General features: G+C 70.0%; 17 protein-coding genes. 10 read left to right on the forward strand and 7 right to left on the reverse strand.

From position 1 onward, the window contains the following. Nucleotides 1–230: 230 nt before the first annotated feature. Nucleotides 231–2,498 carry a glycosyl hydrolase family 95 catalytic domain-containing protein gene (locus OH768_RS07845; RefSeq protein ID WP_406451418.1) on the forward strand — a complete coding sequence of 756 codons (2,268 nt, stop codon included), beginning with the start codon at nt 231–233 and terminating at the stop codon, nt 2,496–2,498. Between the two features lie 78 nt (nt 2,499–2,576). Here the strand turns inward: OH768_RS07845 and OH768_RS07850 are convergent, their stop codons facing one another. The 4 genes from OH768_RS07850 to OH768_RS07865 form a co-directional block, all read right to left on the reverse strand. Continuing rightward, nucleotides 2,577–3,599: a LacI family DNA-binding transcriptional regulator gene (locus OH768_RS07850; RefSeq protein ID WP_406451420.1), complete on the reverse strand. Its 1,023-nt coding sequence runs from the start codon at nt 3,597–3,599 to the stop codon at nt 2,577–2,579. 300 nt (nt 3,600–3,899) lie between these two features. After that, a complete protein-coding gene (locus tag OH768_RS07855; RefSeq protein WP_406451422.1) occupies nt 3,900–4,490 on the reverse strand; it encodes an ester cyclase in 591 nt (196 codons plus the stop codon). 137 nt (nt 4,491–4,627) lie between these two features. Further along, the gene (locus tag OH768_RS07860) at nt 4,628–5,806 is read right to left on the reverse strand and encodes a hypothetical protein (protein ID WP_406451424.1); all 1,179 of its coding nucleotides are present in this window, start codon (nt 5,804–5,806) and stop codon (nt 4,628–4,630) included. Between the two features lie 12 nt (nt 5,807–5,818). After that, nucleotides 5,819–6,448 carry an NADPH-dependent F420 reductase gene (locus OH768_RS07865; RefSeq protein WP_406451426.1) on the reverse strand — a complete coding sequence of 210 codons (630 nt, stop codon included), beginning with the start codon at nt 6,446–6,448 and terminating at the stop codon, nt 5,819–5,821. 105 nt (nt 6,449–6,553) lie between these two features. Here OH768_RS07865 and OH768_RS07870 point away from each other — a divergent pair, with 105 nt between their 5' ends. Next, on the forward strand, nt 6,554–7,021 hold the full coding sequence (locus tag OH768_RS07870) for a MarR family winged helix-turn-helix transcriptional regulator (RefSeq protein WP_406451428.1): 468 nt from the start codon (nt 6,554–6,556) through the stop codon (nt 7,019–7,021). An 87-nt stretch (nt 7,022–7,108) separates the two neighbouring features. On the opposite strand, the gene OH768_RS07875 is transcribed toward OH768_RS07870, so the two are convergent. Both OH768_RS07875 and OH768_RS07880 read right to left on the reverse strand, forming a co-directional pair. After that, nucleotides 7,109–8,215, reverse strand: a complete 1,107-nt coding sequence (locus tag OH768_RS07875; protein ID WP_406451430.1) for an NAD(P)-dependent alcohol dehydrogenase — start codon at nt 8,213–8,215, stop codon at nt 7,109–7,111. Between the two features lie 185 nt (nt 8,216–8,400). Further along, the gene (locus OH768_RS07880; RefSeq protein WP_406451432.1) at nt 8,401–9,849 is read right to left on the reverse strand and encodes an aldehyde dehydrogenase family protein; all 1,449 of its coding nucleotides are present in this window, start codon (nt 9,847–9,849) and stop codon (nt 8,401–8,403) included. A 423-nt stretch (nt 9,850–10,272) separates the two neighbouring features. Between OH768_RS07880 and OH768_RS07885 the strand changes: the two genes are divergently transcribed. From OH768_RS07885 to OH768_RS07920, 8 genes are all read left to right on the forward strand, one after another. Continuing rightward, nucleotides 10,273–11,073, forward strand: coding sequence for a PaaX family transcriptional regulator C-terminal domain-containing protein (locus OH768_RS07885; RefSeq protein WP_406451434.1), 801 nt, complete (start codon nt 10,273–10,275; stop codon nt 11,071–11,073). A gap of 311 nt (nt 11,074–11,384) precedes the next feature. Further along, nucleotides 11,385–12,473: a cupin domain-containing protein gene (locus OH768_RS07890; RefSeq protein ID WP_406451436.1), complete on the forward strand. Its 1,089-nt coding sequence runs from the start codon at nt 11,385–11,387 to the stop codon at nt 12,471–12,473. After that, nucleotides 12,470–13,282, forward strand: a complete 813-nt coding sequence (locus tag OH768_RS07895) for a fumarylacetoacetate hydrolase family protein (RefSeq protein WP_406451438.1) — start codon at nt 12,470–12,472, stop codon at nt 13,280–13,282. Before OH768_RS07890 ends, OH768_RS07895 begins: the two co-directional genes overlap by 4 nt. A 4-nt stretch (nt 13,283–13,286) precedes the next feature. Next, nucleotides 13,287–14,861, forward strand: coding sequence for an FAD-dependent monooxygenase (locus OH768_RS07900; RefSeq protein WP_406451440.1), 1,575 nt, complete (start codon nt 13,287–13,289; stop codon nt 14,859–14,861). After that, nucleotides 14,858–16,933 carry an acetate--CoA ligase family protein gene (locus OH768_RS07905; RefSeq protein ID WP_406451442.1) on the forward strand — a complete coding sequence of 692 codons (2,076 nt, stop codon included), beginning with the start codon at nt 14,858–14,860 and terminating at the stop codon, nt 16,931–16,933. The genes OH768_RS07900 and OH768_RS07905 overlap by 4 nt, the downstream gene beginning before the upstream one ends. After that, nucleotides 16,914–18,614 (forward strand): (2,3-dihydroxybenzoyl)adenylate synthase, encoded by a 1,701-nt coding sequence (locus OH768_RS07910; protein WP_406451444.1) that lies wholly within the window; start codon nt 16,914–16,916, stop codon nt 18,612–18,614. Before OH768_RS07905 ends, OH768_RS07910 begins: the two co-directional genes overlap by 20 nt. Continuing rightward, the gene (locus tag OH768_RS07915) at nt 18,611–19,339 is read left to right on the forward strand and encodes a maleylpyruvate isomerase family mycothiol-dependent enzyme (protein ID WP_406451446.1); all 729 of its coding nucleotides are present in this window, start codon (nt 18,611–18,613) and stop codon (nt 19,337–19,339) included. The genes OH768_RS07910 and OH768_RS07915 overlap by 4 nt, the downstream gene beginning before the upstream one ends. After that, nucleotides 19,330–19,836 (forward strand): amidohydrolase family protein, encoded by a 507-nt coding sequence (locus OH768_RS07920; protein ID WP_406465185.1) that lies wholly within the window; start codon nt 19,330–19,332, stop codon nt 19,834–19,836. Before OH768_RS07915 ends, OH768_RS07920 begins: the two co-directional genes overlap by 10 nt. Here the strand turns inward: OH768_RS07920 and OH768_RS07925 are convergent. Continuing rightward, nucleotides 19,824–20,612 (reverse strand): CoA-transferase subunit beta, encoded by a 789-nt coding sequence (locus OH768_RS07925; RefSeq protein ID WP_406451448.1) that lies wholly within the window; start codon nt 20,610–20,612, stop codon nt 19,824–19,826. The two genes, OH768_RS07920 and OH768_RS07925, sit on opposite strands and share 13 nt — an antisense overlap. Between the last annotated feature and the right edge of the window lie 13 nt (nt 20,613–20,625).

A 20,625-nucleotide genomic window follows, 5' to 3' on the forward strand; every position in this document is an offset into this window, starting at 1 on the left:
GTGGACCTCCCCTGCGCGTCCGTTGGCCTGTTCTGAGCGCGTGCTGAGTGAACGTACACGCCGGTTCGATCACGGCAGGCCGGGGCAGAGCGCCGAAAGCCCGGTACACCTGCGGAAACGCGAGTACTCAAGGGTCGCGAAAGTCTTTCGCAACCCGATCGGCCGCCTCTTGTAGGCTCCCCGGCAGCCTGTTCGAGCCGCTCAGGCACGTCACGTCCGGGAGGCCGGGAATGCCGGTGCACAGCATCTACGACACACAGCCCGCCGACCGCTGGGAGGACGCTTTCCTCTCCGGCAACGGCGAGTACGGAATCATGGTGTTCGGGCATCCCCACCGGGAGCGGATCGTTCACAACCACCACCGTTACGTGCTGCCCAACGAGTCCCTCGAGATGCGGCCGCCGGCCGTCGCCGACCGTCTCGAACGGGTCCGCGACCTGGCCCTCGCCGGGGAACGGGAGCAGGCACAGCGCGAGTTCTCCGACGGCAGGGGGATGGCCTGGACACAGTCCTTCCATCCGGGACACATGCTTCATGTGGACACAAGGGCCGGGGACGGCCCGGTCGAGGACTACCGCCGGGTCACCGACTTCGCCACGGGCGAGGTGCGGGTCACCTGGTCCGACGGGGAACGGGAGTGGGTACGGCGTGCGTTCGTGTCGCGCACCGACGCCGTCGCGGTCGTCGAGATCACCGGTCCGCGGCTCGACCTGGCCATACGGCTGTCCGGAGAGCTGTCCGGCCGCCCCGCCGAGGTCACCTTCACGACGTCCGCCGAGGCCACCGGGGACGGCGAGGCGTCACTCGCCGTCGTGGGCGAGTATCCGCCCGGTCCCGGCGCGGCGGGTTTCACCGGCGTGACCCGGGCCGTCGTCACGGGCGGCCGGGTCGCCGCGGAAGGGGACACGGTCCGTGTCGAAGGAGCGACGCGCGTCGTTCTGCTGACCCGGATGGACCGGTCGGCGCCCCTCCCCCGTATCGACGCGCTCCGCGCGGTCCTGGCTGAACTGCCCGCCGAATACGACGAGTTGCTCTCCCGGCATGCGCCCGTCCACGGCGAACTCTACGGCCGCGCCGAACTGGACCTGGGTTTGCCCGACAGCGACCGCGGCCTCCCCGTGGGCGAGCTGATCGCCCGTGCCGACACCAAGACGCTGGACGGCGCGCTGATCGAGGCGCTGTTCCACTCCGGCCGCTACCTGCTGCTCAGCTCCAGCGGGGTGCTGCCGCCCCGGCTCACCGGCCTGTGGCTCGGCGAATGGGGCGCCGCCTGGTCCGGCGACTACACCACCGACGCCAACATCAACCTCCAGATGGCCGGGGCGGTCCTCACCGGCATGCCCGAACTCATCGCGCCGTACACCGCCTTGATCGAGGGTCAGATCGACGACTGGCGCACCAACGCCCGCACGATCTACGGCACCCGAGGGATCCTGGCCCCCAGCCGGACGGACGGCGAACACGGGCTGCTCTTCCACCTGAACGACGACTGGCCCTGGACCATGTGGCTTGCCGGCGCGGACTGGCTGCTGTTCCCGCTGTACGAGTACTGGCAGGCGACCGGCGACGACGACTTCCTCGCCCGCACCCTCGCCCCCTGGCTCGTCGAGGCCGCCGTCTTCTTCGAGGACTTCCTCACCCGCGAGGATGAAGACGGACACGTCGTCCTGGTCCCCTCCTACTCCCCCGAGGTCGGCCCTCGCGACGGGCGTGGGATGTCCGGGGTGAACGCCACCATGGACCTGGCCGCGGCCCGGCACGCCCTCACCACCGCTGCCGACGTCTGCACCCGCCTCGGCATCGAGCAGGCCGCGATCGGCCGCTGGCGCGCGCTGGCGGAGCGGCTGCCGCCCTACCGCGTCGACGGGCAGGGGGCGCTCGCCGAGTGGGCGTGGCCGGGACTGGAGACCGCCGACGCGCACCGGCACATCAGCCACCTCTACCCGGTGTGGCCGCTGCACGACATCACCCCGGACGACACCCCCGACCTGGCCGCCGCCGCTCGCGAAGCCCTGCTGCGACGGGGTGACGAGAACCTCTCCGCGCACGGCAGCCTGCACCGCGCCCTGGTCGCCGCACGTCTGAAGGACAGCGGGACGGCGAAGGAGAACGTCCTCAAGATCGTGGGCCACAACATGGTCTTCCGGTCGCTGATGACCTCGCACAACCCCGATCTGGAGATCTACAACGCGGACGCCGCCCACTGTCTGCCGGCCGTGGTCGTGGAGATGCTCCTCGACTCCCAGCCTGGGACCGTGGAACTCCTGCCGGCCCGGCCCCCGGAGTGGCGGTCCGGCAGCCTGCGCGGCATCGCCACGCGCGCCGGGGTCGGCGTCGACGAGCTGACGTGGGATGTGTCCGAGGGCCTCGCGAAGGTGGTTCTCACCTCGCCACTTGAGCGGGACATCGTCCTCGTGTGCCGTGACGGCTCGGACCAGCGACAGACCGTACACCTGCTGCCGAACGTCCCCACCACGGTGACCGTCCCACTGGCCTGAGGCATCAGGGGCGGGCGGACGCGGGACGCCCGCCCTCGGAGCAACCGCAACGGTGCACGGCGTGCGCCTGGGGGTCGCTCACTGGGTGTCGGCTCGGCTGCGCACCGATGTCGAGGTACGCAGTACGAGTTCCGTAGCCAACTCGATCCGGGACGACGCGGGCGGTCGGCCCCCCGCAAGTTGCACGAGCACCCTGGTGGCCTCGGCGCCCAGCTCCTCGAACGGCTGGCGCACCGCGCTCAGAGGCGGACAGGCCATGGCCGCCACGAGGGTGTCGTCGAAGGACATGACTGCCAGGTCCTCGGGAACGCTGAACCCGTGCTGACGGGCCGCCTCCAGGACGCCGAGCGCCTGCGCGTCACTCGCCGCGAAGACGGCGGTGGGTGGATGCGCGGAGCGCAGGATCTGCAGGCTGGCGAGCAGCCCTTCTTCGAAGTCGAAGTCGGTCGAGCGCACGATCGCCGGGTCGTACGCGATCCCCGCCTCCTCCAGAGCGGCCCGGTAGCCATGCAGCCGCGCCGCCCCGGCCAGCGAGTGCGAACGGCCCGCGACCATGCCGATCCGGGTGTGCCCGAGGCCCAGCAGGTGCTGCACCGCTTCCCTGGCTCCGCTCCAGTTCGTCACCCCGATGCTCGGAATGTCGTGGGTCGGTGCGCTCAGCGGGTCGATCAGCACCACGGGAAGCCGCCGCTCGACGATCCGGCGCTGGTCTTCCTCGGCCAGCATGGAGATCACGATGATCAGGCCCGCCGCGTCGAGTGCCACGCACTCCTCAAGCCATTGGGAGATCGAACGGTGACCGGTGGTCCCGGTCACCACGTCCAGGCCCAGTTCGTCCGCCGCGTCCACGATTCCACGGACGACTTCCAGCGTGTACGGCCCCGACAGGTCACGGAACACCGCGATGATCTGACGCGACGCCGCGGGATCAGGTTCTCCCGGGCGGACATACCCGTGGCGTACCAGCAGGTCCTCGACCCGGGCCCGGGTCGCCGCTCCGACGTCGGCACGCCGGTGCACGACCTTCGACACGGTGCTGAGCGACACTCCCGCCTCGCCGGCGATGCTGGTGAGCAAACCGTACTGCGCATCCGCGCGCATGCCGCCCCGAACTGTCACTCGTACGCCTCGCCTTTGAGCTGCCACTCGAAACTCCGCCGCAAGCCAACAGGACGAAAGGCCCGGTGACAAGGCTGCTGCGTCGGATGACGAGCAGCGCGCCGCGTCGGTCTCACCCCCTGTGGATCATCGAGGGTACGCACGACGCCGTCGGCCGTAGTTCTCGCCTCCGGACGCGAGTCCCCGCGCCGGCCGAGCTCCGACGTTGCTCGCTCAGGTGATGGCCGTGGTCATGATCTGCTCCCTTGCCGTGGTTACCCGCGCCGACTCGCACTCACCGGCTCAGCCGAGGCCGATCTGCCCGTAGAAGGTCTGGTTGTCCCAGAACAGGAACTCCTCGTCCATGGTGCCCCGGCGGTTCCAGATGCCGACCGTGGCCATATTGATGGCGTACTTCTTGCCGGTCGGCTGGATGAAGCCGCCGTTCCCGTCCGGCATGGGGCGGGTGAAGGTGCCCTGCATCACGCCGGTGACCGCGGTCAGTTCGCCCTTCGCCACCCGGAGCGGGTGGGACAGGATCCGTGTGTCGGGAGCCCACACGAAGAGGGCCGCGAGGTCCTTGACGTGCTGTTCGATGCCGTCGGTGTAGTGCCCGTCGGGCCAGTGCACCCGCACGTTCTTCGCGTGGCTCTCACCCAGGCGCGCCCAGTCGGCGTGGGTGAAGATCTCGAAGTCCAGTTCGTCGAAGGTCTCCAGGTGCCTGCGCTCGGCGCGGGTCAGGTTCTGCGGGTAGGGAGGGTTCGGCACCGGCGTGGTGGCCGGGTCCGGGAGCAGACCCGGGTATTGCTGGGCCGCCTCGGCCAGACTGTCTCCGCTCGTGACAGCGGTGATGGCGAGTGCGCCGAACGCGGCGGCGGCTCCCCCTCTGAGCATGGAACGACGCTCCATGGTGCGTACTCGATTCTCTTGGGCGCGCTCGACGAGCGCTGCTGGTGAATCCGTGGCTGTGGAACCCGGGCCGTACGGGCCCGGCCGAGAAGTGACCGCACGCGGGAATCCGCGCCGATCGGCTATGCCGAAGCTGGGGCGAACTCCCCCGCCGCCCAGGCGTGGCTGGTGCTCACGATCGCGGTGACGATGTCGAGTTCGTGCTCGTCACGTGGTCCGTAGACCAGCACCATGCCCGGAGTGAGCCTGATGCCGGCGAGTGGATGGGCCACGGCCCAGCCGTGCCGGATGGCGTCGGCGGCCAGGCCGACCGGCAGCGCCACGTGGAGTGAGCCGTCCTGTCCGGGGTGCAGGTGAGCGAATTCCCTGGCCCTTGGCACGAGGAACGCCTGCACAGGACCGGTAGTGGGGGCCTGCGTGAGCATGAAGCCTCGCGCGCCCGGCACGGAGATAGCCGACTGGCCGGTGTCGACACCGACGAGCGCGCTCAGCCGGGCGAACAGCTTCTCCTGCAGCTCCGGAGGTGAGTTGTCGGTCAGCTGCTGCTGGGGAATCGTCACACTGACCCGCGGCCTGGGCCCGGCGCGGCCGGGAAGCCCCTCGGAGAGGGTCGGCCAGCGCGCCGGCTCGCTGCCGGAAAACCCATGACGGGCAAGGTGGTCGGCCCGCTCCGCGAGCCAGCCGGCGAGGCTGGCCAGCGCGCCGGGGGCCATGGTGTGCCCCACGGGATCCCGCCGGGCGATCGTCGGCGCCCCGGACTCCTCGGTCAGGTACTGCCAAGTGCGGTCGAGGAGTTCCCGCGGGATGACGTGGTCGTGCTCGCCCTGGGCGAGGAACACCGGCACCCCGGCCAGTCGCGCGGTCACCGTGGGCACCCCTGCGTCGAAGGGCAGCGTGCCGTAGAGGATCGCGGCGCCGGCGAAGCGTTCGGGGTCGTCCAGGACGAGGCCGCCCGCGAACGCGGCGCCGCCGCTGAAGCCGACGAGCAGAACGGGTCGACCGGGTGGGGCGATCCCGTCGAGCCAGGCGTTGAACCAGTTCATGGACGCCCGCAGGGACTCCGGGACCGGGCGGCCGATACCGCGGTTGGCGAACCAGGCGAAACCCGGCCCCTCGGCGATGGGTGCGCGGACTGCCGCGTACGCCAGTTCAGATGGCAGCGCGTCGGCGAGCGCCATGATCTCGGTCTCGCGCGAGCCGCGGCCGTGCAGCAGCACGACGAGCGGAGTCACCGCGTCTCCCCGGGTCACCGCGACCGGCGCCCCGAACGGGGAGTTCGATATGTCGGCGTCCGTGGTCATCCTGGACTCCCCTCAGCCGGTCGGGCCGAGCAGTGCCCACCCGGACTGCCACGCCCAGCCCTGGGACGCGTTCAGCGAGATGTTCAGGAAGGCCATCTCCTCCAGCGCGCGGGCCATGCGCAGCCCACCCGCGTCGATCGGCGCGAAGCCGAGCGAGGATGCGAACTCCGCAACGTTCTTCTTCGCGTCGGCATCGTCACCGGCGTAGAAGAGGTGCAACGGAACGCCCTGCTCGACGGGGTTGCCGAGGCGTCCGGCGAAGACGGTGTTGAAGGCCTTGACCACGGGCGTGTTCGGCAGGTGCCGTTGGAGGGTCTGCGCGGCCGCGGTCTCCTCGATGTCGAGGTCGGTGAAGGTCGCGTTCAGCGGGTTGGTGGCATCGACGACGATCTTGCCGCTCACCGCCGGCGCCAGTTCGTCCGCGACGGAGGTCACCGCACTGCCGGGCACGGCCAGCACCACGAGGTCGGCGCCGGTCACGGCGTCCACGTTGTTCACCGCGGGACGCGCTCCCGTTTCGGCCGCCACCGCAGCGGCCTTCTCCGGGCTGGTCGCCGAGACGGACACCGTGTGTCCGGCGGCTACCGCGGCCTTGCTGAGAGCGGAGCCCACGTTGCCCGCTCCGATGATCGCGACATGCATGACTGCCTCCAGTTCATTGACTAGTCAGATATTGACACAGTAACCATCGATGCTTGATGACGCAATATCTGACTCAACAACCTTTTACCGGGTAGGATTGTCAACATGCCTTCCGCGACTCCCATCGACGACCCTCTGATCACCACGTTCGGCCGCCTGGCCGAGGCGTACAGCCGGCTGGAGCAGTGGCTCGGCTCGGCCATGGAGTCCGAGACGGGACTCCCACACGTCTGGTTCGAGGTGCTCATCCGGCTGGCCCGCTCGGAGGGGGAACAGCTGACGATGAGCTCCCTGGCCGACCAGATCGCCCTCACCACGAGTGGCGTGACCCGCCTGGTGGACCGGATGCAGATCGCGGGATACGTCGAGCGGCGCCCGTGCCCCACCGACCGGCGCGTCTCCTACGCGGGCATCACCGCCACCGGGCACGACGTACTCGACCGGGCGGCCGTCGTGCACGCCTGCAACCTGCGAAAGGTCTTCGACGGCTTCACCTCGCAGGACCTGGCCGCACTGGACACGGCACTGGACCACGTCCGGGAGGCGGCGTCCGGGCTGCCCCGGCGGCCATGACGCGGCGCGCCGGGACACCGGGACAGGACGAACCGGGCGCGGGCACCGAGGGCTTCTTGAACCGCCTCGGTCACCTTGTACCTGACGTCAGAAGACGACCACCGGCTTGACCGTGGCGCCGGACGCGGAGTCCGCGAAAGCGGTGTTGATGTCGTCGAACTTGTAGTGCTGGATGAGCTTGTCGAGGGGGAAGCGCCCCTGCTCGTACAGCTCGACCAGCCGCGGGATGAACAGCTGGGGTACGGAACTCCCCTGGACGATGGTCTTGAACGTCCACCCCTTCACCAGGGACTGCCCGATCTCGAACGGCGCCTCGGTGCCCGGAGCGGCGGCTCCCACAAGGGCCAGCGTGCCCCGGATGGACAGTGCGCCGACCAGCGGAGCCAGCACTCCGGGGATGCCCGTGGTGTCGAGGATGTTGTAGACGCCCCTGCCACCCGTGATCCGCATCAGTTCGTCGGCGACGTCGGCATCGCGGCCATTGATCGTGTGGGTGGCGCCGAGCTCCTTCGCCAGTTCGAGGCGGGAGTCGTGGACGTCGATCGCGACGATCGTGGTGCAGCCGGCGACCCGGGCCGCCATGATCGCGGCCAGGCCCACCGCGCCAGCGCCGGAGACCGCGAAGGACGATCCGGCCGGCGGACGGAGTTCGTTGAGGACGGACCCTGCACCGGTCTGCATACCGCAGCCGAGCGGCGCCAACGTCTCCAGCGGCGCGGCCGGATCGACTTGGATGACGCTGCTCTCGACGACGTTGGCGTGCGTGCTGAACGCGGACTGGCCGAAGAAGTGCGAGGAGACGACCGTCCCGTCCTGGGCGGACAGCGCGGTCGAGCCATCGTCACGACGGCCGCCAAAGTCCTGGGTGAACAGGTTCTCGCAGTAGGCCATCTGGCCGGCCAGGCACTCTGTGCAGTGGGTGCAGTAGGCGGCGGACATCACCACGTGGTCGCCGGCCTTGACCCGGGTGACCGTCTTCCCGACCGCCTCGACGATGCCGGCGCCCTCGTGGCCGAGCACTGCCGGGAGCGGAGTGGGGTAGACGCCGTCGCGGACGATGAAGTCGGTGTGACACACACCCGTGGCCACCATCCTGACCCGCACCTCGTTGTCCCGGATGTCGTCGAGTTGAAGCTGTTCGAGGGTCAGCGGTGCCTTGTGCACCCGCGCGACGGCGGCGGTGATCGTGGTCATGGCGATCGGACTCCAAGCTGTGTACGGGGCCGAACACCCGGCCCGTCGTCGCGGAAGGGCGAGGCCAGGCGGGTTCCGACAGGTGATCTTCTGTGAACGGCACCACCGACGGATACAGCGGGTGCCGCGAGACTGCGCCGACACCTGGCCTCCCGCGCGGTGTGCGCGGGAGGCCGGACGTCGGACTACTTCAGGCGGCGGATGGCGTGGTCCTCGACGTACTCCGACATGCCCGCCGTACCGAACTCACGCCCGATGCCGCTCTCCTTGATTCCGCCGAACGGCATGCGCAGATCGAGCGACTCGAAGGAGTGCGTGTTGATGAAGGTGCTGCCGGCCTCGATCCGGCGGGCCAGGGCAAGGCCGCGGTCCGGGTCCGTGGTCCATACCGACGAGCCGAGGCCGTAGGCGCTGTCGTTGGCCCAGCGCACGGCCTGGTCCTCGTCGTCGTAGGCGATGAGGGGGACGACCGGACCGAACTGCTCCTCGCAGGAGACGGGGGCCTCGTGCTCGACGTCCAGGACGACGTGCGGCAGGACGTAGTAGCCGTCGTTCCACGAGTCGGCGTCGACCTTGCGCCCCAGTTCCACAAGCCGCGCGGTGGAGTTCCTGGTCCTGTCGAGCAGGTCGGTGACCTTCTTGTGCTGGGCCTCGTTGTTCAGCGGCCCGAAGCTCGTGGCCGGGTCGAGTCCGTGACCGACGGCATACTCGTCCACCCGCTCGCAGAACGCGTCGGAGAATCGCTGATAGAGGCCACGGGGGACATAGATCCGCTTCACCGCGAAGCAGATCTGTCCGGACCTCGTGTAGACACCTTTGAGCATGCGCTCCAACGCGGCGTCAATGTCCACGTCGTCCAGGACGATCGCCGGATCGTTTCCGCCCAGCTCCAGGGTGACGTTCTTGATGGTGTCCGCGGTCGCGTGGATGACCTTCTGCGCGGTGAGCGTCCCTCCGGTGAAGCCGACCTTGCGCGCCAGCGGGTGTCCGGTGAGGGCGGCGCCGACGTCGCCCTCACCGTGGACCACGTTGATCACGCCCGGCGGGAAGAGTTCGGCGACCCGCTGGAGGAGGAGAGTCAGTGCGGCGGGGGCGAACGGCGAGGGCTTGAGCACGACCGTGTTCCCCGTCGCCAGCGCCGGCGCCAGCTTCATCATCGTCAGGACGACCGGCATGTTCCACGGGACGACCGCCGCCACGACACCGCGCGGCACCTTCTCCACGCTGATGAAGCTCTGCTCGTCGTCGTACTGCACCGGGCGGAAGAAGTCCTCGACCAGACTCGCCGTGTGCTGGAGCACTCCGGTGCCCAGCGCGAAGTCGGTCTGGGCCTCCCACAGCACACCGCCGTGCTCCCGCACCAGAAGGGGAGCGAGTTCCCCGGAGTGGGTGGTGAGTAGGTCACCCGCGGCCATCAGCAGGGCCGCGCGCTCGCTCGCCGGGGTCTGCCGCCAGGCGGCATAGGCGACGTGGGCCGCCCGGACGGCGCGGTCGACGTCGTCGACGGTTCCCACGGCCACCTGCGCCACGACGTCCTGGAGGCGCCCGGGATCGTGGACGTCACGCAGGTCGCCGACGGGGGTCATCTCTCCGTCGATCAGGTGGCCTACCCGTGGAATGGGGGTCGCGGTCATGATCTGAGTCCCTTCAGATGCTGTCTGACGGCTCTGCTGCCGACGGCCACTGGCTGCCCCGCACGGGGAGGGGGTGGATGCGGAGCATGGAGCGTCGGGGAATGCGGCTCAGTACGGCTCCGAGCCGGCTTCGTTGCTTCCTCCGAACTCGCGGTTCGGAGATCCGGCCCCGTGCCGACCGTTCGGACTCCGGAGCCGAACTTGAGGACGGGCGGAGCTCACCAGGTCTGCAGTCATCATCGTGACCCACATCTCAAGTGTCAATATTACGCCGCTCGTTTTCAGGATGAGTCATTTGGAGGACGCTGATAGTCGCATCATGGAGGCTTGCCCACGCGTTGTGGCAGGGTGATCACGGCCGTGCGCGAACCACACGCCACCCCACAGGTCGTGACCGGATCAAGTCGACAGGAGGTCATACGCATGAAGGCACGGTCGTTGGTGTTCGACCTGTTCGGCGACTATCTGCGCTACCGAGGTGGCGAGGTCCGACTGCGTGCGCTCGTCGCGCTGATGGAGTGCTTCGACGTCCCCGAGGCGACGGTCCGCGTGACAGCGACCCGGATGCGTAAAGAGGGGTGGCTGGACAGCAGGCGAGAGGGACGGGAAACCGTCTACGCGCTCACAGACACGGCATGGGAACTGCTCGACGAGGGGCGCGCCCGGATCTTCCAGCGGGCACGCGGCCCCTGGGACGGCCAGTGGCACATGATCGTCTACTCGGTCCCGGAGACCGAGCGCACACTGCGGGAGCAGTTGCGCAAGAAGCTCGCCTGGTTCGGCTTCGGCCCCCTCTCCTCGGCGATCTGGCTCAGCCCGCACGACCGGACCGACCACGTCCTGCGCGCCTTTGCCGACACCCCCGCCGCACAGCTGGACACGTTCCGCTCCCGATCGAAGGGCCTGGAGGCCGACCGGGACATCGCCGGACGCGCCTGGGAACTGGAGAAACTGAACCGCGACTACGCCGAACTCCTGGAGATCTACCGCCCGCGGCTGACCGAGTACCGGGCCGGGGCGCTTCACGGGCCGGCGGCCCTGACGGAACGCATGCAGCTGATCCACGACTACCGGCTCTTCCCGTTCCGGGACCCGGACCTGCCGCCCGAACTCCTGCCGACCGGCTGGCACGGACGCCTTGCCCACGACGTGTTCCTTGAGGCGCACGGACTTCTTCGGCATCCCGCCGAGACGTACATAGACGAGTTGATCAGCAGGGCCTGACCTGCACCGCACAGGCGCAGCACCTCGATTAGTTTCAACCTCTGGACGACCGTCGCATTTTTGACGTACGTTGGTGTTGCCTCGTCATGGCGGCGAAGTTACGCGGCCATGACGAGGTCCGGACGGCAAGGAGCGTGACGCCCATGCCTCAGCGCCAGTGCGGCATCCCCGTCGCTTCGCGACGCCACGACCGGGATCTTCAGCGCACCGCCCGGCGCCGGTCCTGCGCTCCGCCCGCACGCGGCCCAGACGGCCGTGGCGACCCATAACTCTCGTACCTCTCGTACCTCTCGTAAGGAGGCGACGATCGCATGACGACAGCCCAGCTCCCGCAGATCACCGAGGAAGAGAAGGCTCAGCTCGACGATCTGTACGCCCGCTTCGCCGAAGCCCACATGACTCCGCTGTGGACCCAGATCGGCGGGCTGATGCCCACCAGCCCCCGCCCCGACGCGGTGCCCATGCTCTGGCGCTGGTCGACCCTGCTGCCGCTGGCCGAACGTGCCGGTGAGCTCGTTCCCGTCGGCCGTGGCGGCGAGCGCCGCGCGATCGCCCTGGCCAACTCGGGGTTGCCCGGCACGCCCTACGCCACACCGACCCTGTGGGCCGCGATCCAGTACCTCGGCCCGCGCGAGGAGGCTCCCGCGCACCGGCACACGCAGACGGCGTTCCGCTTCGTGGTGGACGGCGAGGGCGTGTGGACCAATGTGGAGGGCGACCCGGTCGCCATGCGACGCGGCGATCTGCTGCTCACCCCCGGCATGCACTTCCACGAGCACCACAACACCTCCGACAGTCCCATGGCGTGGATCGACGGCCTGGACATCCCGCTAGTGCGCCAGATAGACGCCGGCTTCTTCGAGTTCGGCCCCGACGAGCTGTCCACCCGCGCCACTCCCGACAGTTCGCGCAACGAGCGGCTGTGGGGGCACCCGGGCCTCACTCCCGTCGGAGCTCCCGCTCCCAAGGCGTCGCCGTTGATGGCCTACCGGTGGGAACACACCGACGCCGCCCTCGCCGCACAGCTTGAGTTGGAGGACGAAGGACACCCCGGCGTCGTCGAGCCCGGCCACGCCGTGGTCCGCTTCACCAACCCGGCCACCGCCGGTGACTGTCTCTCCACCATGCGCTGCGAGATGCACCGACTGCGCTCCGGTACCCGCACCGCGCTGACCCGTACGGCCGGCTCGTCGGTGTGGCAGGTATTCGAGGGCTCCGGCACCGTCACGGTCGGCGACGACACCTACGAGGTGGGCAAGGGCGACCTGTTCGCGGTGCCCTCCTGGGCGGGCCTCTCCTTCCGGACCGACACTGGTCTCGACGCCTTCCGGTTCTCCGACGATCCCGTTTTCGAGGCCCTCGGCCTCGCCCGCACCTCCCGAGAGGCTGTCGCCCCGTGAAACTCGCCACCATCCGCACCGCCTCCGGCACCGCCGCCGTCCGCGTCGACGAGGACGCCGCGGTCGAACTCGGTGCCGTCGACCTCGGCGCCTTCCTGGCCCGGCCCGACTGGCGGGACACGGCGCGGACCGCCGACGGGCCCCGGCACGACCCGGCCGGTCTCGACTACGCGCCTCTGGTCCCCAACCCGGAGAAGATCTTCTGCGTGGGCCTGAACTACCGCACCCACATCCTGGAGATGGGCCGCGAACTGCCGCAGTATCCGGCGCTGTTCGCCAAGTTCGCCCGCGCCCTGGTCGGCGCGTACGACCCGGTCGTGCTGCCCGCCGGATCCGAACAGGTCGACTGGGAGGCCGAGTTGGGTGTCGTCGTGGGGGCCGAGGTGCGCCACGCCGACCGTGAAGAGGCCGCCGCCGCGATCGCCGGCTACACCGTCGTCAACGACGTCACCGCCCGCGACTTCCAGTACCGCTCGGTGGAGTGGCTGCAGGGCAAGACCTTCGAGCGCTCCACTCCGGTCGGTCCGTGGCTGGTGACCAACTCCGAGCCCGGCGAGATCTCCTGCGAGGTCGACGGCGAGACCATGCAGCGGGCCGACACCGCCGACCTGGTCTTCGACGCCGCCGCGCTCGTCTCGTACATCTCGCAGATCATCACCCTCGTCCCCGGCGACATCATCGCCACCGGCACCCCCGGCGGCGTCGGACACGCGCGCAAGCCCGCCCGCTACCTCGCGGAGGGCTCCAAGCTCGTCACCCGGATCGAGGGTGTCGGCGAGCTGAGCAACACCCTGGTCAAGGAGCAGTGACGCCATGCGTATCGCAGTGGTGGGCGGTGGGCCCGGCGGGCTGTTCTTCGCCGCTCTGATGCGGCAGGCCGATCCGTCTGCCGAGGTCACCGTGTTCGAGCGCAATCGCGCCGACGACACCTTCGGTTTCGGCGTCGTGTTCTCCGACCGCACTCTTGAGGCCATCCACGAGGCCGATCCGGTCCTGCGCGAGGCGCTCACCGAGCACGGCCGGCACTGGGACGAGATCGAGGTCCGGCTCAAGAGCGAACGCGTCCGCTGCGGCGGAAACGGCATGGCGGCGGTCGTACGCCGCACGCTGCTCCTCCTGCTCCAGGAGCGGGCCCGTGATGTCGGAGCCGGCCTCAGGTTCTCCACCGAGGTGACGCTCGACGACCTAGGCGGCTACGACCTCGTCGTAGCTGCGGACGGAGCGGGATCGAAGATCCGCGAGGAGCTCGGCCCCGGCCTGGGCACAGAGGTGGAGACAGCCACGGCGAAGTTCATCTGGTTCGGCACGGACTACCTCTTCGACGGGCTCACCTTCGTCCATGAACGCAGTCCGGACGGCGTCTTCGCAGTCCACGGCTACCCGATCTCCGACTCCTTGTCGACCTTCATCGTGGAAACCGACGAGGAGTCCTGGCGGCGCGCCGGGCTGGACGAGTTCGATGTCACCCAGCCGCCCGGCGTGAGCGACCTGAAGTCCAAGGAGTACCTGGAGAAGCTGTTCGCCGAGCAGATCGAAGGCGGGCAGCTGCTGACGAACAACTCCCGGTGGGGCAACTTCCGCACCCGGCGTACCCGGCACTGGCACACGCTCGATCCCCGGCCGGTCGCCCTGCTCGGCGATGCCGTGCACACCGCGCACTTCTCCGTGGGCTCCGGCACCAAGATGGCGATGGAGGACGCGGTGGAACTCGCACGTGCCCTCACCGACCATCCCGGCGACCTGCCCGCGGCGCTCGCCGCCTACGAGCGGACGGCCCAGCCCTCCGTACGCAAGATCCAGGACTCGGCGCGTCCCAGCCTGGCTTGGTGGGAACACTTCGGCCGCTACTACGACACCTTCCAGCCGTGGCAGTTCGCCTACCACTTCCTCACCCGCAGCATCGGCGACGCCCGACTGGCCCGTAGAGCACCGGAGTTCGTCGCCTCCAGCCACGGAGGCTGGATCACGGAGCACGGGACGGAGCCGTTGGAGACGCCGTTCGCCGGCGCCAACTGGAGCGCGCCGTGCCGGCTCGTCGATGTCGTGACCGACGTCGGGGGCACGCCCGTCGCCGTACGCGGAACGCCCGACCTGCCGCTGTCGGCCGGTCCGGTCGCCGGCGGCGGCTGGGGAGCGCTGCTGAAAGCTCCCGACACCGAAGCCGGGCTGGTCGAGGTGTTCGCGCGGCTCGCCGGGCTCCCCGGTCCGGACGGCCCGGAGCTGGTGGCCGTGCACGGTGGTACGCCGCTCACCCGCACCCTTGTCTGCGAGCGGGCCCGCATGCGGGAGAACCTCTCGGTCCTGTCTATCGAGCCCGAACCCGACCGCGACCTTGCGCTGACCAAGGTGCTCTCCGGCCGCGCCGACCTGGTGGGAGTCGCCCGGTGACCAGCACGCTGCCCACCGCTGTCAGCAGCGGTCTCCAGTCCTTGTTCGCCCCGCGCGGCATCGCCGTCGTCGGCGCCTCCCGCAACGCCGGGAAGCTCGGCGCCGCCATGGCCCGTTCGCTGTCCGGCTTCGCCGACGGCGGGAACTACCTGGCGCTCGTCAACGGCCGCGACGACACCATGTACGGTTCGGTCTCCGAGGCAGCCAGGTACGGGCCCGTCGACCTCGCGATGATCTGCGTTCCGGCGGCGGCCTGCCCCGACGTTCTGGCCGAGGCAGCCGCCGCCAGAGCGGGTGCCGCGGTGATCTGCGGCGGAGGCTTCGCCGAAGCGGGTGGGCCCGGTGTCGACTACCAGCACCGGCTCGCCGAAGTGGTCCGGGCCACGGGCATCAGGCTCCTCGGTCCCAACACCAGTGGTTTCCTCGCACCCCACGCCGGAGTGATCGCCAGCTTCGTCCCCGGGGTCGCCCAGGTCAGGCCCGGGAAGGTGGCCGTCGTCGCGGCGAGCGGCGGCGTCAACCACGCCCTGGCGTTCGCACTGACCGAGGCCGGCCACGGGCTCAGCCTCGCCGTGGGGCTCGGCAACGGTGTGGACATCACGGCGCCCGACGTCCTGGACCACCTGGCGGACGATCCGGAGACGGGCGCCGTCGCCCTGCACATCGAGTCGGTGCCCGACGGCCCTCGGCTGGTCGCGAGCGTGCGTCGGCTCGCCGCGCGGCGTCCGGTCGTCGCCCTGGTCGTGGGCCGGCACGACGTCGGTGCCTTCGCGGCCTCGCACACGGGAGCCCTCGCCACGTCCTGGCGCACCACGCGGGCCGCCCTGGCCCAGGCCGGCGCCGTGCTGGTCGACGACGAGCGTGAACTGGTCGACGCCGTGGGTGCCTTGGCGGTCACGCGGGCCCGGCCCGGTGCCGACCCGGGCGTCGGAGTGGTGACCGCGCAGGCCGGCCCGGGTCTGCTGCTCCTCGACGATCTGCGGGGGCGCCGCGCCCGCGTCCCGGAACTTACGGCCGGCACACAGGCCACCCTGGCCGGGCTGCTGCCGCCGCTGACCTTCCAACGCAACCCCGTCGACACCGGCCGCCCCGGTCCGGAGCTGGGAGCCGTCCTCACCGCCGTCGGCGCGGACCCGGGCGTCGACGTGATCGCCGGGTACGCGCTGCACGAACCCGACGCCGTGGACATCGTCGCCGCCGCGCGCGAGGGCAGCACCGTCGGTGTCCCCTTGGTGCTGGGCCTCGGCGGAACCGGTGAGGCGGTGGTACGAGGACGCAGGGCACTCCTGGAAGCAGGAATCGCCGTTGCCTCCGACCCGCGCGGAGTCGCAGCCGCTACCGCGGCCCTGCTGACGGACGCACGCGCCCGAAACCGCACAGCGCCCGCGACCGACCACACCGTCGTGCCCACCGGCATCACCGGCGGACACGACGAGGCCGAGGCGAAAGACCTGCTCGACCGGCTGGGAGTGGCGACGATGCTACGCCGGGCCTGCTCCGACCGGGCCGCCGCCCACACCGCGCTCGCCGAACTGGGCGGCTCCGTGGCGGTCAAGCTCCTCGACGCCGCAGTGCTGCACAAGACCGAGATCGGCGGTGTGCATCTGGGCATCACGACGCCCGCCGAACTGGACACGGCGCTCGACAAGCTCGATGCCGCGGGGGCGCGCCGCTACCTCGTCGAGTCGATGGCACCAGCGGGGGTCGACCTGGTCGTCGGCGCGCGCCGCGATCCCGTGTTCGGCCCCATCGTGCTGCTCGGCCTGGGCGGTACGACAGCCGAGGCACTGGCCGACGTCGCCATCCGACTCGCCCCACTCGCTCCGGCCGAGGCCGCCGCCATGCCCGAGGAGCTGGCCGGGCGGGCGCTGCTCGCCGGCTGGCGCGGCGGTCCCGTACTGAACCCCGACGACCTGGCCCGGACGGTTGCCTCCCTGGGCACCTTCCTGGCCGCCAACCCGCACCTCGACGAGGTCGAGATCAACCCCTTGCGTCTCACCGCGGACGGCCTGGTCGCGCTCGACGCCGTCATCATCACGAGGGAGGCCGACGATGCCCACCCCGATAGCTGAGAACACCGTCCCCTGGCCGGACGCGGCGGTAGCCCGCTACGTCGCCGAGGGGTACTGGGCGGGGGTGCCTCTGGGCACCCTGCTCCAGGAGGTCGCGGACCGGATGCCGGACGCCCCGGCACTCGTGGATCCCGTCGCGCTCGGCGGCGCCGGCGTCCGCCTCACCCACGCCGAACTCGCCGCACGGGCCGACGCCGCCGCCGTACGGCTACTGGAGCTGGGCATCGCGGCGGGCGACCGGATCGTCGTACAGCTGGGCAACGGCTGGGAGTTCGTGGTCCTCACGCTCGCCTGCCTGCGCGCCGGCATCGTGCCGGTGATGGCCATGCCGGCCCACCGGCGCGCCGAACTGGCCTATCTGGCCAGGCACGCCGAGGCGGTGGCGATCGCCGTGCCGGACGTCATGCGCGACTTCGACCACCAGGCACTCGGACACGAACTGGCCGCCGATGTGCGCGCCGCCACCGGCGCCGACTGGCACGTCCTCGTCGCCGGAGACGACATCGCGCCCGGCAGCATCGATCTCCGCGCCCTGTGCGGGCCCTCGCAGGACACGAAGGCCGACCGCGCACGCCTCGACGCGGCTGCCCCGGCACCCAGGGACGTGGCCGTCTTCCTGCTCTCCGGGGGAACCACCGGCCTGCCCAAACTCATCGCCCGCACCCACGACGACTACGCCTACAACGCCCTGGCGAGCGCGGAAGTGGCCGCTGTCGGGCCGGACGCGATCTACCTGGTCAGTCTGCCCGCGGGGCACAACTTCCCCCTCGCCTGTCCAGGCATCCTGGGCGTGTTGCTGGCAGGCGGCCGGGTCGTCACCCTGCCCTCCCCGGAGCCCGCCCGCGCCTTCGCCACCATCGCGACTGAGGGCGTCACCCACACCGCAGTCGTTCCCGCGGTCGCCGCCCGGTGGATGGAGTACGCGGCCGAGAACGGATCAGCCGCGCTCGCGAGCCTGCGGGTGTTGCAGGTGGGCGGGGCCCGGTTGGCGGATGAACTGGCGTACAAGGTGAAGCCGGTGCTCACGGCAACCCTCCAGCAGGTCTTCGGCATGGCCGAGGGACTGCTCAACTACACCCGGCTCGACGACCCCGACGACATCGTGTGCACGACACAGGGCCGACCCATGTGCCTGGCCGACGAGGTACGGATCGTCGACGCGTTCGACCAGGACGTCCCCGATGCGCAGCCCGGCATGCTGCTGACCCGCGGCCCCTACACGCCTCGCGGCTACTACAAGGCGGCCGAACAGAACGCGCGCGCCTTCACCCCCGACGGCTGGTACCGCTCCGGCGACATCTGCCGCCGCACCGCGGAGGGCAACCTGATCGTGGAGGGACGGGACAAGGACATGATCAACCGCGGTGGGGAGAACATCTCCGCCGAGGAGGTGGAGAACCTGGTCTATCAGCTTCCCGCCGTCAGCCAGGTCGCGGCCGTCGCCATGCCGGACCCGCGACTCGGCGAGCGCGTCTGCCTCTACGTCGTCCCACGGCCCGGCGAGACCGTCACGCTGGACGAGGTTCGTGACCTCATGGAGAAGATCGGAGTCGCCCGGTTCAAATTTCCCGAGCGTCTCGTGGTCGTCGACGAGTTGGCGTCCACCAAGGTCGGAAAGATCGACAAGAAGGCACTGCGGAACGACATCGCCGCGCGCCTGGCCTCGGAGGCAACGGTATGAGCGGCCCGCACAATCTCGAACTGACCCTGCCCTGGATGCGCGAGGGTACCGCCCGCTTCCTGGCCGCTGTCGGCAAGTTGACCGACGACGACTTCAAGTCGCCGAGCAAGCTGCCCCAGTGGTCCCGCGCCCACGTCGTGGGTCACCTGGCGCACAACGCCGAGGCACTCGGCCGACTCGCGGCCTGGGCCCGTACCGGCGTCGAGACCCCGATGTACGCGAGCCGCGATCAACGGGCCGACGAAATTGCCGAGTCGGCGACCCTCCCGGCTTCCGAACTGCGATCCAGGGTCACGGCGACCGCCCGAGACCTGGATGACGCCCTCCTCTGCCTCGACACCGGGCAGTGGAACGCCCAAGTACGAAGCGCGCTGGGCCGGGCGATTCCGGCAGCGGAGATCCCTTGGATGCGCGTCCGGGAGGTGTGGCTGCACGCCGTCGATCTCGATAGCGGTGTCTCGGTCGACGACCTGCCCTCGGGCGTGGTCGACGCGCTCCTGGACGACGTCACGGCCACCCTTTCCCTGAAGGACGCATGCCCCGCGCTCGTACTTGCGCCGACCGACCGCCGCGACACCTGGCGGATCGGAGCTGCGCAAGCCGACGGCTCCGGATCAACCGCCGAGCTCAAGGCGACGGCAGCGGCCACGGTGAGCTGGCTGACCGGCCGGATTCCGTCCTCGGAAATGCGGCAAGGACTGCCCGTGCTGCCTTCCTGGCTGTAGATCGGCGGTGGTCGGGGCGGTTAGGCCGGCCGGGTGCCGTCCAACCCTCCCGACAGGCAGGGGCTCTCGCAGCCGATCACGAAGACCTCCCCCTGGTCCTCGACCATGCCGGCATGCCCGTCGAACGCACACAGGACGCCCTCGGCCAGTGGAGGCGCGATCTCGCCGCGGTGGCCGCCGAGCCGAACACCATGGTCAAGATCTCCGCCCTGGGTACCGACGGCCTTCCCCGTCGACGAATCTGTATCCGATCTGCGGCCGTCTCTCCGACGCCTTCGCCGAGGTCACCGCCGTGCTCGACCGAACAGAACAGGCGCATCTTTCGACGGCTCGGCGCGTCAGTTCTACCGCGCCGAGGTGATGTCGAAGGCCTTCAACGCGGTCTTCCCTCGCATGGACCGACGGTCCAAGCCTGTGCCGACGCTGGGGAGGCCGTCGTCACCGGTCAGCATCACGACCTGAGAGAAAGGGACTTGACGCCCTTTCAGCGCAGGTAGACACGACCGGGGTCGACATCCCGGCGCAGCAGGCACAGTTCGTTCTCGGTCGGGGGCGCCACCGTGGCCACGGTTCCGGCGACCCGTAGGTCCCAGCCCGTGGCCGCACGGACCTGGTCCACAGTGACCCCGGGATGTATGGCCACCAACTGGAGTTCTTCGCCGGGGCCCTGCCTCGCGAGGATGCCCAGGTCGGTGATGACCCGGGTGACACCCGCACCGAGCGGACGGATTCCGTCGGCCAGGGCTCGGTCCGGTCCCGGTGAGGTGCAGAAGTCGAGCCGGTCGGGCAGCGAACGGGGCTCGTGGCGACGCATCACGATGAACACCTCACCGGCGTTGGCCATGACCTCCATCGCGCCACCCGAACCCGGAAGTCGGACCTTCGGATGCCCCCAGTCACCGATCACCGAGGAGTTCAGGTTGCCCCACCGGTCGATCTGGGCCGCCCCCAGGAAGCCGACGTCGATGTGACCGCCCTGCAGGACGTAGCCGAAGAGCGCGGGCATGGCCAGCACCGCTTCGGCGTCCGTGATCAGCACGGAGTCGGCGATGGTCTCGGGTAGGTGGGACGGGTGCGCTCCGCACACTCCCGACTCGTAGACGATCTCCAGCGTGGGCGCGACCGTCAGATGAGCCAGCGATGCGGACAGGGTCGGAAGACCGATACCGGCGAAGACGGTTCGCCTGCCGACGAGTTCACGCGAGGCGACGACGGCCAGCAGCTCCGAGGAGGTGATGGACCCGGTAGCGGCTTCCTCTGGCGGGGCGTTCATGTCCGGTGCTCCT

The sequence above is a fragment of the Streptomyces sp. NBC_01622 genome, assembly GCF_045209635.1.
Taxonomy (GTDB): Bacteria; Actinomycetota; Actinomycetes; order Streptomycetales; family Streptomycetaceae; genus Streptomyces.